10 protein-coding genes are annotated in these 13,760 nt (G+C 37.7%); 7 read left to right on the top strand and 3 right to left on the bottom strand.

Features of this window, described 5'->3' with window-relative positions:
* The first annotated feature begins 187 nt into the window (after positions 1-187).
* A complete protein-coding gene (locus tag H6G57_RS14045) occupies positions 188-2,185 on the top strand; it encodes a CHASE2 domain-containing protein (protein WP_190519509.1) in 1,998 nt (665 codons plus the stop codon).
* Positions 2,186-2,272: 87 nt separating this feature from the next.
* Here the strand turns inward: H6G57_RS14045 and lysS are convergent, their stop codons facing one another.
* Positions 2,273-3,835 carry a lysine--tRNA ligase gene (gene lysS, locus H6G57_RS14040; RefSeq protein ID WP_190519507.1) on the bottom strand — a complete coding sequence of 521 codons (1,563 nt, stop codon included), beginning with the start codon at positions 3,833-3,835 and terminating at the stop codon, positions 2,273-2,275.
* A gap of 333 nt (positions 3,836-4,168) precedes the next feature.
* Between lysS and H6G57_RS14035 the strand changes: the two genes are divergently transcribed.
* Positions 4,169-5,302 (top strand): Rid family detoxifying hydrolase, encoded by a 1,134-nt coding sequence (locus H6G57_RS14035; protein WP_190519505.1) that lies wholly within the window; start codon positions 4,169-4,171, stop codon positions 5,300-5,302.
* Between the two features lie 116 nt (positions 5,303-5,418).
* Here the strand turns inward: H6G57_RS14035 and H6G57_RS14030 are convergent, their stop codons facing one another.
* Complete coding sequence (locus H6G57_RS14030) at positions 5,419-6,798, bottom strand: MFS transporter (protein ID WP_190519503.1); 1,380 nt, start codon at positions 6,796-6,798, stop codon at positions 5,419-5,421.
* Between the two features lie 217 nt (positions 6,799-7,015).
* Here H6G57_RS14030 and H6G57_RS14025 point away from each other — a divergent pair, with 217 nt between their 5' ends.
* From H6G57_RS14025 to H6G57_RS14010, 4 genes are all read left to right on the top strand, one after another.
* Entirely contained in the window at positions 7,016-8,347 is a 1,332-nt protein-coding gene (locus H6G57_RS14025) for a S8 family serine peptidase (RefSeq protein ID WP_190519502.1), read from the top strand.
* A 130-nt stretch (positions 8,348-8,477) separates the two neighbouring features.
* Positions 8,478-8,825 (top strand): DUF433 domain-containing protein, encoded by a 348-nt coding sequence (locus H6G57_RS14020; RefSeq protein ID WP_190519500.1) that lies wholly within the window; start codon positions 8,478-8,480, stop codon positions 8,823-8,825.
* On the top strand, positions 8,806-9,165 hold the full coding sequence (locus tag H6G57_RS14015) for a DUF5615 family PIN-like protein (protein WP_199314293.1): 360 nt from the start codon (positions 8,806-8,808) through the stop codon (positions 9,163-9,165). The genes H6G57_RS14020 and H6G57_RS14015 overlap by 20 nt, the downstream gene beginning before the upstream one ends.
* A gap of 234 nt (positions 9,166-9,399) precedes the next feature.
* Positions 9,400-10,155 (top strand): WecB/TagA/CpsF family glycosyltransferase, encoded by a 756-nt coding sequence (locus H6G57_RS14010; RefSeq protein WP_190519498.1) that lies wholly within the window; start codon positions 9,400-9,402, stop codon positions 10,153-10,155.
* Positions 10,156-10,235: 80 nt separating this feature from the next.
* Here the strand turns inward: H6G57_RS14010 and H6G57_RS14005 are convergent, their stop codons facing one another.
* Positions 10,236-10,889, bottom strand: a complete 654-nt coding sequence (locus H6G57_RS14005) for a pentapeptide repeat-containing protein (RefSeq protein ID WP_190519496.1) — start codon at positions 10,887-10,889, stop codon at positions 10,236-10,238.
* A 276-nt stretch (positions 10,890-11,165) separates the two neighbouring features.
* On the opposite strand from H6G57_RS14005, the gene H6G57_RS14000 reads away from it, so the two are divergent.
* Positions 11,166-13,691, top strand: a complete 2,526-nt coding sequence (locus tag H6G57_RS14000; RefSeq protein WP_190519494.1) for a dynamin family protein — start codon at positions 11,166-11,168, stop codon at positions 13,689-13,691.
* The last annotated feature ends 69 nt before the right edge of the window (positions 13,692-13,760 follow it).

Below are 13,760 nucleotides of genomic sequence, written 5' to 3'. Positions count from 1 at the left end.
AATTGACCTAGAATTAGATCATAAGCTCGTTTACATTTAGCTGATCGAAAAATCAGGGTGTACAGCGTCAGAATCAGGGTTTAGAGGATTGGGTTTAGGGAAGATGGGTTAACAGTTAACCCAAACCCCAGGATCTAATTTTTATCAAAAGAAAAAAGTCATATAAAATTTTAAATAGGCGAGTGCAATGAGCGATCGCAAATCTTTTGTCTGGAAACAGTGGCTTTCTCAACATGATGAAACATCCTTAGAATTCAGGGAATTTTTCAAGTTAATTTTAACCCTATTGATGATTACAATGGGAGTGGGTGGACTCAAGCAATGGGGTTTGTTTCAAGGGTTAGAACTGCGGGTTTATGATCGGATGGTACAACTACGTCCTTATCATCAACCTGATCCTAGACTCTTAGTGGTAGAAATTACAGAAACTGATATTAACCGCCTCAAACAATGGCCTTTGTCCGATAAAATTATTGCTCAAGTTTTAGCTAAATTACAACAGGAACAAGCCGCCGTTATCGGGTTAGATATAGCTCGAAACGTACCCCAAGAACCCGGTCATCAAGCTTTAATGGAGCAAATGAAACGACCCAATTTTATCGCAGTCATGAGCGTTGGAAATAGCGAAGCGGATCGTATTTTACCCCCCCCTAGAGTTCCTCCTCAACAGGTGGGAACCGTAGATGTCCCCCTCGATCCAGATGGGGTATCCCGTCGCCATTTAATGTTTAATTGGGATGGAAAAATTAACCGTTTGTCTTTACCCTTACGTTTAGTTTTAACCTATTTAAAAGCCGACTGTCCCGGCTACACTCCTTTACATTCAAGTCTTCCTTGTAAAAACATTAAACCCAAACTTAATCAGAATTCAGATTATCAACTAGGATCAATTGCTTTTCCCAAACTCAAACCGAATGATGGGAGTTATCAATCCATTATTGGGGGTTCTCAAATTTTGGTTAATTATCGTCATGCTCCTGATGCAATTCGTCAAGTTTCGTTAATGGAAGTGTTAGAAGGAAAGGTTAATTCTGCCTGGATTAAAGATAAAATTGTGCTAATTGGAGTCAGTGCGCCGAGTTTACGAGATTCGGTCTTAACTCCTCTTAATACTGGGAATAATCGGATGCCAAAATTACCCGGTGTGGTTAATTTAGCTCAAATGACCAGTCAGTTATTGAGTGTGGTTTTAGAGGAAGAATCTCTATTTTGGTTTCTGTCAGAACGCCAAGAGTTATTATGGATTTTAATTTGGGCGATCGCAGGTCTAATTTTATCTGAATTTTCTTCTCAATATTCCTACCTATTATTAGGAACAGGACTACTATTAACAGCATTAGGCGGAATTAGCTTTTTAGTTTTTTTAAATCAAGGGTGGATTCCTCTGATTTCTCCCAGTGTAGCTTTAATTTTAACGGTTATTTTAGGCGTTATTAATCGAGAATATCAATCTCAAAAACAACAAAAAACGGTAATGCGTTTATTAGGACAACAAACCTCTCCAGAAATTGCTGATGCGTTATGGAAAGGACGGTTAAATTTATTAGAATCCGGTCGTTTACCTTGGCAAAAATTAACTGCAACGGTGTTTTTCTCTGATATTAAAAATTTTAGTACCCTTTCAGAAGCAGAATCTCCCGAATTTATTATGGGATGGTTAAATGAATATCTAAATATTATTACCGAAGAAGTTCAAACCCATCATGGCATTGTGAATAAATTTATGGGGGATGGTGTCATGGCTGTATTTGGAGTTCCGGTTGCGAGTAAAACAGAAGCTGAAATTGCCACCAAAGCTCAACAGGCTGTCAATTGTGCCTTATCCATTCGTCAACGCTTAGAAACGGTCAATCAAGATTGGCAAAAACGAGGTTTACCTGTGATTGAAATGCGGGTAGGAATCTTTACCGGGCCAGTGGTTGTTGGTAGTTTAGGCGGAAAAAATCGGTTAGAATATGGGGTAATAGGAGATAGTGTAAATACCGCTTCTCGTTTAGAAAGCTGTTTAAAAGAGCGTCAAGTTGATACCTGTCGAATTTTAATTGCTTATGAAACATTAGTTTATTTGAATGAACAATATAACGTAGAATTTTGGGGAGAATTACCTTTAAAAGGAAAACTACAAAAAATCAAAGTTTATCGAGTTATTAATCATCTTCATGAAAACAGTAATTCAACCTCCTAATTTTCAATGTAGAGACGCGCCATGGCGCGTCTCTACGTGGATTTTAAGGGATCATCTGTAGCACCGATTTAAGGATGGAATCTAACGTTAAACAGAAGTTCGCATCGTGGGGAACATAATCACATCTCGAATACTAGCGGTATTCGTAAATAACATGATTAATCGATCAATTCCAATTCCCATTCCCCCACAATTTGGCATTCCTAAAGAAAGTGCTTGAATAAAGTCTTCATCCATTGGATGTGCTTCTTCATCCCCAGCATTTCGCTGCGCTAATTGTTCTTCAAATCGTTTCCGTTGGTCTTTAGGATCATTTAATTCCGAAAAACCATTAGAATATTCTGTTCCGTGAATAAATAACTCAAACCGTTCTACAAATCCCGGTTTAGAACGATGACGTTTTGCTAAAGGACTGACTTCTACTGGAAATTCCGTAATAAAAGTCGGTTGTATTAATTGAGGAGAAACTAATTTATCAAAGACCGCATAAAGGACATAGCCTAAACTTTGAGTGTCTAATTTTGATAAATGTAACCCTAAATTTTCAGCCGATTTTAGAGCTTCATCTAATTCTAAGGTATCAAAATCTAACCCTGTTTTTTCCCGCACCGCTTCCACCATCGTTTGAACTTTCCAATGGTTTCCGGTAAAGGTCGGATATTGTTCAGAATAGTCATATTTTCGTTCCAAACTAATCACTTGACCTTGATATTCAAGTTCAGTTTGTTCTCCTAATACATCCGCAGCAACGGCACAAATTACATCTTCCACTAAAGTCATAACATCAAAATAATCAGCATAAGCTTGATAAACTTCAATAGAAGTAAATTCTGGATTATGGGTGCTATCAATGCCTTCATTTCTAAACACTCGTCCCATTTCAAATACCCGTTCAAAACCTCCACAAATTGCCCGTTTTAAATGTAGTTCGGTAGCTATTCGTAGATATAAATTAATATCTAAAGCATTATGATGGGTAACAAAAGGACGCGCCGCCGCACCGCCATAAATCGCTTGTAATACGGGGGTTTCTAATTCCTCAAAACAATGATCCCATAAATACATCCGAATCCTTTTTAAAATCCGATTTCTAAGTTTAAAGGTTTCTAAGGATTTCGGGTTACTTACTAAATCAATTTCTCGATGGCGACGGCACAATTCCGGGTCATTAATTCCATAATAGGAATCAGGAAAAGGCATCGTTGCTTTAGAAATCACAAAAATCCGTTCAACTTGTACGGATAATTCCCCTCGGTTCGTGCGACATCCTATTCCTTCGGCGGCAATAAAATCTCCTAAATCGAGATATTTTTTAACCTGATTAAAGGATAATCCCATTTCGCCTGTGACTAATTTTTTCTCAAGTTTGAGTTGAATGGTTCCCGCAATATCGGTTAACCCAATAAACCCAATACTTCCACTATCCCGTTTAAAGGTAATGCGTCCACAAACAGTTAAGGGAATAGCGTCGGGGTCACTTTCTCCATCATTTAATTCTTTCCCCGGTTGTGCGAATAAATCTTTAATTGCTTGGGTCGTATGTGACCGTTGAAGGGAGTGACTCGGATAGGGTTCTATTCCCAATGCTCTCAAGTCATCGACTTTCTGAGAACGAACTTCTACTTCATTGCGGGTTTCATTTGCAGCCATGTTGATGATTTCCTATATTAATTTAAGCTCAATCTTTAATCATAACAGTTATCGGCTATTATTTGTAATTATTATTAAAGTAGGGTGCGTAAGCTCCGCGCACGCACCATCAATTATATATAACAATCATCAAGGTTTTTTGTTTCAATTCTATTAATAGGGTTAATAGGTGCGTGCGGCTTCGCCTTACACACCCTACTAGACCTGTCGGCTGTTCCATCAACGCGGACGCACCATCAATTATTATTAGAATATAAGGAAAGTGTTGTAATGAGAATATTCAGAAGTTCATCTTAATGATAAACTAATATAAGGATAATTAAGAGGTAAATTATGGACGCTAAAGAATTGTTAGAGAAATATGCTCAAGGTGAACGGGATTTTGAGGGCGTAGAACTTTGTGGAGTAGATTTACAAAATGCTAATTTAACAGGAATCAACCTTAAAGAAGCAGATTTGACAAAAGCTAACTTCACTAAAGCAATACTGACCTCAGCTAATTTGACTAACGCTTGTTTAGATTCAGCTAACTTAAGAGAAACAAATTTTAGTCAAGCAATACTGACTGAAGCCGACCTCCAAAGCTCAAGTCTAATTGCTACTAATTTTGAAGATGCTGATTTACAAGGTGCGGATTTAAGAAATGTTAATTACTCTGATGTTAAGTCAAGTAGAGCTAATTTTGCAGAAGCTAATCTAAGTTCTTTAAATCTTGTAGGTCAAAAATTTTTTGATGTAAATTTTCAAGGAACTGATTTTGCTAATACTGATCTTCGAGAGGCTGACTTATCTTATTTAGATTTAACGGGAGCAGATTTTAGGTTTGCTAACCTTGAATCAGCAAATCTACGTTCTGCTTGTTTAAAAAATGCTAACCTGAAGCTGGCAAATCTTAAAAAGGCTAATTTGATCAGAGCCAATGTTGAAAAAGCCAGTTTCATTGGTGCTAGACTAAATTTAGCTAATATCTATTTGGCTAACTTTGAGGAAGCTGAAACCTTAGCCTCAGTAATGCCTGATGATACCATTAATGACCCAGACAATTATACAATTATTATCGGAGAAGAAAAACAAACTGTTATGACTCGCAAGATCATTAAAACCGAAAACGCGCCTAAACCCGTTGGCCCTTATAATCAAGCGGTAATGGTCAATAACATGATATTTTTATCAGGACAAATTGCCATTGACCCCCGCATTAACCAAATTCTTTATCCCGATGATGTTATCAAACAAACTGAACGAGTGATGTCAAATTTAGAAGCGGTATTAACCGAAGCTGGTGCTACTTGGGAAAACGTCGTTAAAACCACAATCTTCTTAAAAGATATGAACGATTTTACCCAAGTTAATGAAGTTTATTCTAAATATTTTAAACCCGAAACAGCCCCCGCTAGGGCGACGGTTGAAGTGTCTCGCCTTCCCAAAGATGTATTAGTAGAAATCGAGTGTATCGCAGTCATTTAAACCGTAGGGTGCGTAAGCTCCGCGCACGCACCATCAATTATCTATAATAATCATCAAGGTTTTCTGTTCTAATTTGGTGAATTTGGTGCGTGCGGCTTCGCCTTACGCACCCTACTTTATATGTTTTCGTCATCGAGTCCGGGTCGAGGGACAGATTTTATATTGTGTTGATCTTTAATGGGAATAAAGAAGATTGTTAATAAACCCGGAATTACCGCCATTGCACTTAATAAAAAGTAGTTTTGATAGCCTAAATTCGCTTGAATATACCCACTAAAGACCCCTGGAATTAATACCCCAGCCGCCATAAATGCCGTTGTAATCGCATAATGGGAAGCTTTATATTCAGGACGAACCGTTTGCATTAAAAAGACCGTATAGGCTGCTACCCCTAAACCATAGGTGAACTGTTCAATGGAATTAACAACATAGGCCCAAATAATTTCCGGTTGAGTTTTGGCTAATAACCAATAAAAGATATTAGTAAAATTTTGGAGAATTGCCATCGGCCATATCCAAGTTTTTAACCCTTGTTTGGCAATTAAAAATCCTCCTAATAATCCCCCAAATAATAGGAAAATCACTCCCACTGTTCCCGATAAAATCCCTATTTCGGCGGTTGAAATGCCTAACCCTCCTTTTGCGGGTGTATCCATTAAAAAAGGCATTGCCATTTTGAAGGTTAACGCATCTCCCAAACGAAATAATAAAATAAAAGCGATAATCCAACCGATTTTATATTGGGTAAAATAGGTTTTGAAGGAATTGATAAAATTAGCAGAATTTGAAAGACTTTCGGTTTCTGAAAAAACTGCTTTTGGGGAATAGGGTAAATAAATTCTCTGAAATCCGTAGATGAGTAAAAAGATTAAACTCGCTACAGAAAAAGCAATCGTCCACCCCCATCCTAATGCAGGAAGTGAAAAATCAGACCCCAAAAACTTTAACGGAACCAAATTATATGTAATTTCCCCCGTTGGACTTTTCTCATCAATATATTGTTCAGCAATATGTCCGGCTAAAAATACTAACCCGCCACCGCCAGCTAAAACCGCCATCCGATAAGCGGTGTTTCTAACTCCTACATAAAACGCCTGTTGGTCTAAATTTAACACCGTTAAATAAAAGCCATCAATGGCGATATCATGGGTAGCACTAGCAAAGGCAATGAGGGAAAAAATTGCAATCGAAAACGGAATTGCTGAGGGAAATGGTGCACCCAATGCTAAAATTAAAAATAGAATTGCACATACAATTTCCATCCTTAAAATCCATCGCCGTTTGGTTGAATAAATATCAACAATTGGCCCCCATAATCCTTTCATCACCCAAGGGAGAGATAACAAACTGGTTAATCCAATTAATTCATTACTTGCCCCTAATCCTTTTAAAAAAACCACTGACATTGTATTGACAACGGTATAAGGAAATCCTTGGGCAAAATATAAAATTGAAATCCACCAACCCGGATGCAGTTTTTTATCTTTATTGTTCATTCTTAATTTCAATCAAAAAGACGGTTAATTGTTGTGATCATTGTCTAATCCTACAGGAATACTGGATCTCTGCCAAGAGCTCAAATTACCCTGAATCTCAAGATTTAAGCTAGAACAAGAAGATTAATATCCTGAACGGAATTTACCCTCTATCCCTTGGGTCAGAAAATTAGTACACTGGGCTCAAGGATTATTATTAAAACGGAGTCAACTCTAAATGACAACTCAATCTAAAATTTCTCCCGCGTTTGAACCCTTTTTAGGCCACAGTCAACCCAATGCCCGAAAAGATGCCATTGTTATTTATAGAGGTTTAGTGTCTCCAGGGTCAATGCCTCAACCGGGAACAGCCGCCTATTTTGAAACCTTAAAACAACAAGAACAAACCAATCAATCCATTGCCAATAAAATTATTAATGATTATCAAAATGCTACTCGTCAATCCTTTTATGCAGAACCCGTTGGTCGGGGAAGTTTACCCATTGCCCAAATCGAAGTTACTCGTCAAAGCTTACCGATTTTAGCACAACATCCTGATGTTGTTGCTATTCTTCCTAACCAAAGGATTCATTTAATTGAACCCAAAGGAGTTGATTATTCTAGCTTGCAAAAACAAGAATTAGAGGATAAACTAACTTGGGGATTAAAACGGTTAGAAATTCCCAAAGTTTGGGAAACAACCCAAGGAGAAAATGTTACGGTTGCGGTGTTAGATTCGGGGGTACATGGAGATCATCCCGCTTTAAAAGGACGGGTAAAAGATTTTATTGTTATTGACCCATTAGGACGTCGAATTACCGCGAGTCCCAGCTTTGATAGTGGACAACATGGAACCCACGTTTGCGGCACAATTGCAGGAGGAAAAACCGAGGAGGGTTTGTCTATTGGTGTCGCACCTCAAGCGAATTTAATTGTTGCTGGAGTATTAGTCGGAGACGCAACTTTATTAACCTTAATTGAAGGGATTTCTTGGGCTGTTGAAAAAGGGGCAAAAATTATTAATATGTCCTTGGGATTGAGTTATTATGAACCTCTATTTCCCCAAGTTTTTGATATTTTAGTCAATCAATACGGAATTTTACCCATTGTCGCTATTGGAAACGAAAATCACGGAAATACGAGTTCTCCAGGTAATGCTTATAATGCCTTTTCTGTGGGTGCTGTGGAACAAATTGAAACCGATAATCTGGGAATTACATTTTTTAGTAGTGGCGCCAGTTTAGTGTTTCCGGCGGACTCCCCTAACGCCTGGGTGACAAAACCCGATGTTTCCGCCCCCGGTGCTCAAATTTATTCCTGTATTCCTCCGGTGAAAATGGATAACGGCGTTTTTCAATATACCTACATGGACGGGACATCAATGGCCACGCCCCACATCGCCGGAATTGCAGCCTTATTGATGTCAGCCTGTCCCGAAGCTCCGTTAAGTAAGATTATTGATGTTTTGAAGAAAACCGCTTATCATCCGGGGGGTGAAGAACAACGTCCCGATAACCGTTGGGGTTGGGGAATGGTGCGACCGTTAGAAGCGTTAAAAGCGTTGAAATAGATGGGTTGACGGTGTAGAGACGTGCGTTAGCGTAGCGCGAAGGCTCGACAAGCGCGTCTCTACTAACTGCAAGATTAAATGCTAAAATAAGTAGCGGTAATCACGTTGCTATTTTGATCTTTAAAAAACCATGCTATTAGAAGATTACTTTAATTTTTTGGCGGCGGATGATATTCGACTTAAAGGCACACGCATCGGTATTGAAACCATTTTATTTGACCACCTTTTTCGTGCCAAAACGCCAGAAGAAATTGCCAACACCTATCCTTCACTCACTTTAGAACAGGTGTATGCAACAATTTTATATTACTTGCATAACAAATCAGTAGTGGAGGCTTACATGACTGATTGGTTAGAATGGGGCGATAGAATGCGAGCAGAACAACAACGTAATCCTCGCCCAATTGTAGAGAAACTGCGACAATTGAAAGCACAAAAATTGGCAAACTCAACGGATTATGCTCAATTATCTTATTGATGAAAATGTCGATCCAATTTATACCCATCAACTACGCCGTTTTCAATCAGAATTATTTGTGATAGCCGTTGGTGATCTCACGGCTCCACCTAAAGGAACTTTAGATCCTGAAATTTTATTGTGGTGTGAAAAACATCAATGTATTTTAGTAACCAATAACCGCAAGTCTATGCCAGTTCATCTAGCAGATCATATCGCTTTAAGTCATCATATCCCTGGGATTTTTATCCTGAGTCCAAAGTTAAGTATTGGTGAAAATATTGAGCAGTTGATTTTAATCGCCGAGGCATCTTATGAGGATGAGTATCAAGATAGAATAGAATTTTTGCCTCTCTTTTAATACCGGGTATCTGGGTATCTTATGTCTGTTGTTGCGCTTTTTAGACCCGGAGAGGCTTTTTTCTTCAACTTCCGGTTCACAGTCCAACCCATAAGGATAAATACCAGATGCCATTGTGTTAGCTGAAGAAGCATGAGGAAGAATTATAAAATTTGTGGATTCCTAAAATGTGAAATTTTGGTCACACAATCCGCTAATCTTATAATAATGTGTGTGAGGTTACTAAAGTCCGTAATGAGTCAAACGATTTTACCTTATGATTCTAGTCTAAACCGTTTTCCAGTTTTGGGTTTACCCGTTCATCTAATTGATAATTATAGTAACTGGTTATTAAAATGTTGGCAACAAGGGTTAGGAACTCATGTAATTACCCTGAATGCAGAAATGGCGATACAGGCGGAAAAAAATACGCAATTAGCAGAAATTATTCATTCAGCAGAGTTAGTCATTCCCGATGGTGCGGGGGTGGTGCTTTATTTACAATATAAAGGCAAAAAAATTAAACGGTGTCCGGGGATTGAATTAGCCGAAACCTTAATAGAAAATATTGGTAAATTAGACAATTCTGAAGTTATCTTTTTCTATGGGGGAAAACCGGGAATTGCTCAACAAGCTGCTGATAATATTCAACAAAAATTTCCGAGTCTGGGAATTTCGAGTTATCATGGCTATCTGTCTGCTTCAGAAGAAGAAGATTTAAAAATAACTTTAAAAGATTTACAACCTCGATTAATATTAGTGGGTTTAGGAGTTCCTCGTCAGGAATATTGGATTAGTCAAAATCGTCATCTTTGTCCGAATTCGATTTGGATAGGTGTGGGGGGAAGTTTTGATATTTGGTCAGGAATTAAACAACGAGCACCAGAATTTTTTTGTAAATATCATTTAGAATGGTTATATCGATTATATCAAGAACCTTGGCGCTGGCGTCGGATGTTGGCATTACCGGAGTTTGCGATTAAAGTGTTATTAAAGGGAACAGGGAATTAGGAATTAGGAATTACGAATTAGGAATTACGAATTACGAATTCAAAGAAAGAGGGTTTGGAAACCAAACCCCTACGAGAGAATTAGGAAAGAATAGCACCGTTTAAATTAGCAAATTGTAAATTAACTCCGGTTAAATTTGCTCCTCGTAAATTGGCTTTACTGAGGTTTGTTCCTCTTAAATTTGCATAGGATAAATTAGCATTTTGTAAATTCGCTTGAATTAACGTTGTCCCTCTTAAATTTGCCCCAGTTAAATCGGCTTGATAAAGATTCGCTTTGTTTAAATTCGCAAATCTTAAATCCCCTTGAGTTAAATCAGCTTCACTCAAATTTGCTCCATATAAATAAGCTCCATTAAAATGAACATTAATCAGTTTGGCATTATTTAAGTCGGTGCGATAGAGATAGGTTTCAATTAATTCTGCGTTATTTAATATAGCTGTATTTAGATTAGCTTCACTTAAATTCGCTTGAAATAATACTGCTTCACTGAGGTTTGCCCGTCGCAATTGAGCTAAACTTAAATCTGCTTTTGTTAGGTTTGCCGAGCTTAAATCTGTTGCAATTAAATTAGCTTTACTTAAATCAGCATCTGCTAAATTAATTCCGTTTAAATCAGCCCCCATTAAATTAGCCTCGCATAAGTCCGGCTGAATATCAGGATTATTTAAACGCCAAATTTTCCAACGTTTATTTTCCCACTGTAATAATGTTAAATGTTCTGGATTTGCCATATTTGAGGTTTAAGGCGATCGCCCTGGAGTCGCTGCGAAAGGTTTATGAACAAGAGAAAGCTCTGCTGAAACATTTCTCAATTATGTCATTGCAAGGGTAACGAAGCAATCTCAAAGCTGGGTTAAATCGTTACCATCCGTAAATCCTGTGAATCTCTGCCGCAAATCTTCAAAAAATTGGTTCAAGCTCAACTTTAAGAGTTATAATTCTTCTATGCTCTCGCCTCTGTCTTAGTCAAGCCATGAGTAACCTTTCAAACATCCCAGGTAGTGACCATGCGGAATAACCTCAATATTGAATCTAAGTTAAACAACACCCGCAACCTTTTACAAGAATTAGGTAACTCAGTTTCTAACTTAGTCAACTCGTCCCCAGATGTTTTTAATGATCCAGGGATTCAATCTTCCTTACAAGATTTTTTAAGCGTTTATCAAGAAGCTGTCCAACGGCTAAAAAATCCTAGTTTTCGGATTGCTACTCTGGGTACAACTTCCTCTGGAAAATCAACGATTGTTAACGCGCTGATTGGTCGAAAAATTGCACCGATTGAAGCTGGAGAAATGAGTGGGGGTGTATTAACAATCCAACATTCTCAGGAACAAAAATTAATCATTGAAAAAACAGAGGATGCGGCTTGGGATACGGGTGAATGGACAGGATTAAATGATGAGGATTTATATCAGCGAATTAGCGTTGTTATGCACTCCTATCATGATGCTCGTAAAAAACGAGAGTATGTTGCACCCCAAATCACTGCTCAGGTTTCTATTTTACCAGCTTGCAATAGTTCCTTACTAGGTTTACCCGACGGAATAGAAGTTGAATTAATTGATTTACCTGGATTAAAATCAGTTCAAGATCAGACTAATTTAGCAACGATTCAAGGGCAAGTTAATAAAGCTTTTAGTTTAGTGGCTTTGGACTATATGCAGGTAGATGATGATCACAGAAAACGCCTTTTTGAAGAGTTAAAACAAGTTGTCGAATTTCTACAGGGACGCACAGATTCGATGATTTTTATCTTAAATCGAGTCGATCAGCGAGGAACTGATGATTTACCTCTGCCAGTGCGGATTGATAAGTTAAAAGAACAAATTAAACAGGATTTATCACTGCCAGAACTTCCTGATGTCCTACCCTTTAATGCTCGTCTTTTATATTATGCTCAATGTGCTTGGGGTTCAGGATCTCTTCACGAACCATCAACAGTTGATCAAGCGACACGATCAAAATTCCTAAAAGCACTTTTTGAAGACTGTTTTAATCGAATTCTTCAGTGTATTGGGGATAATGTGGAGTTAGCACAATGGTTTTTTAACCTCAGAATGCAAATCATCTCAGGTAATAATATTGATGATGAAACTATGCGAAAAATTCTCCGCTATTCTTTAGAATGGAGTGGAGGTAGAGAACTTTGGGATCGTTTCCGTGTGCGGGTTAAAGAATCATTTTCAGAACTGGTAATACTTCCTATCTTGCTGGAAGTATTCACTAATTATGATGCTTTGGCAGAATCTCTCGGTATTCTGATTGAAGCCGGAACAATTAACAATAAAGAACAGGTTGATAAAGAAATAGATAAAATCGCTAACATTCGTCAAGATTTACAGAAAAATATCAAAAAAATTGGGAAGGACTTTCAGGGGGAAATTGAGGAACTGATAGCAGGGTTAAAAAGCGAAGATCCAAATACTCGGATTAAGATTAAACAATCTGCTGAAAAAAAGGGGTTTGATGGCTTTTCTCTAATTTTTGATGCTGTTAATGAGGTAGAAGGAGACTTAACCAAAGTTTTAATTGTTCCAGTTCGTGATGCTCTTAAAGATAATCATGGATATTGTGAGCTAAAAGATCAACTACGGGAAGCCATATCACCTTCATTGGCTGATGATATTTCTAAAGCCTATGATAATGTTAGTCGAAGACTCAGTAAGTTTTCTACTGAGTCTGAATACTTAGTTAAGCGTGTAAGGGCTGATGATGATCAGGGAAAAAAAGAAATTGAACATGATGAACGCTATGTTCGCTTGCTATATCACAGGATGAGAGAAGCTATATCCGCAAGAGCAGAGTTTGTACTACAATCAAAAGCTCAACAATTTGAACAAGCTTTAGAATCATTAGTGAATGAGCAAGTTAAGAGATTAAAAGTTTGTTTGTCAGATGAAAAGTTGTCTTCGATTAATCTTGAAAAAGCAGCTATCAGTAATTTACGCAAAAAATTAGCTCAAAACTTGCCAACTTTACCTGAGAAGTTTTTTGAACTTCCAGAAGCTATAGAACAAAAGCAATCCCAACAAAAAGCCGTCGTTGGGACGAAAACCGAATATGAAACTCGCACCAAAACTGAATATCAAAACTATACAGAAACCTATGAAGAAGGTTCTTGTTTCAAAAGCACAAAAACTAGAACAAAAACACGACCTGTAATCACTGAATATCAAGAAGAGGTCACTCAAAATATTTACGAAGATATTGAGTATGTTGAACTTTTTCTTCCTTCTCCTGACTTAATGGCAAAACAATGGTTAAGTGGAATTGAGAAAGGGAAAGACAGTTTGTGGGATATTTTGCTTGACTGGATTCTCCAACGATTAGATAATGTTAGCAATATCTTTGAAGAATCTGTTGATGAAATTACCAATCTAGCTGAACGTGCTTTGGAAAAACAATTAACGATCATTAAGGAAAACTTTGAGCAGGAAAAACAGTTCTGGCTTGATTTTGAAATTAAAAAAGATTATGCAACATCAGTTTGTGAAAATTTAAAAGAAGATATAGCAAGTCTAAATCGGTTGTAATAACCTCTATGACTCAAACCCTGACCGTAGGGGCAATTCATGAATTGCCCCTACGGTAAATCAAATAGG

Origin of the sequence: Planktothrix sp. FACHB-1365 (assembly GCF_014697575.1) — a bacterium.
In the GTDB taxonomy this organism is placed as follows: domain Bacteria; phylum Cyanobacteriota; class Cyanobacteriia; order Cyanobacteriales; family Microcoleaceae; genus Planktothrix.
The sequence above is the reverse complement of the archived record's forward strand: the minus strand, read 5'-3'. Positions and strand labels throughout refer to the sequence as shown.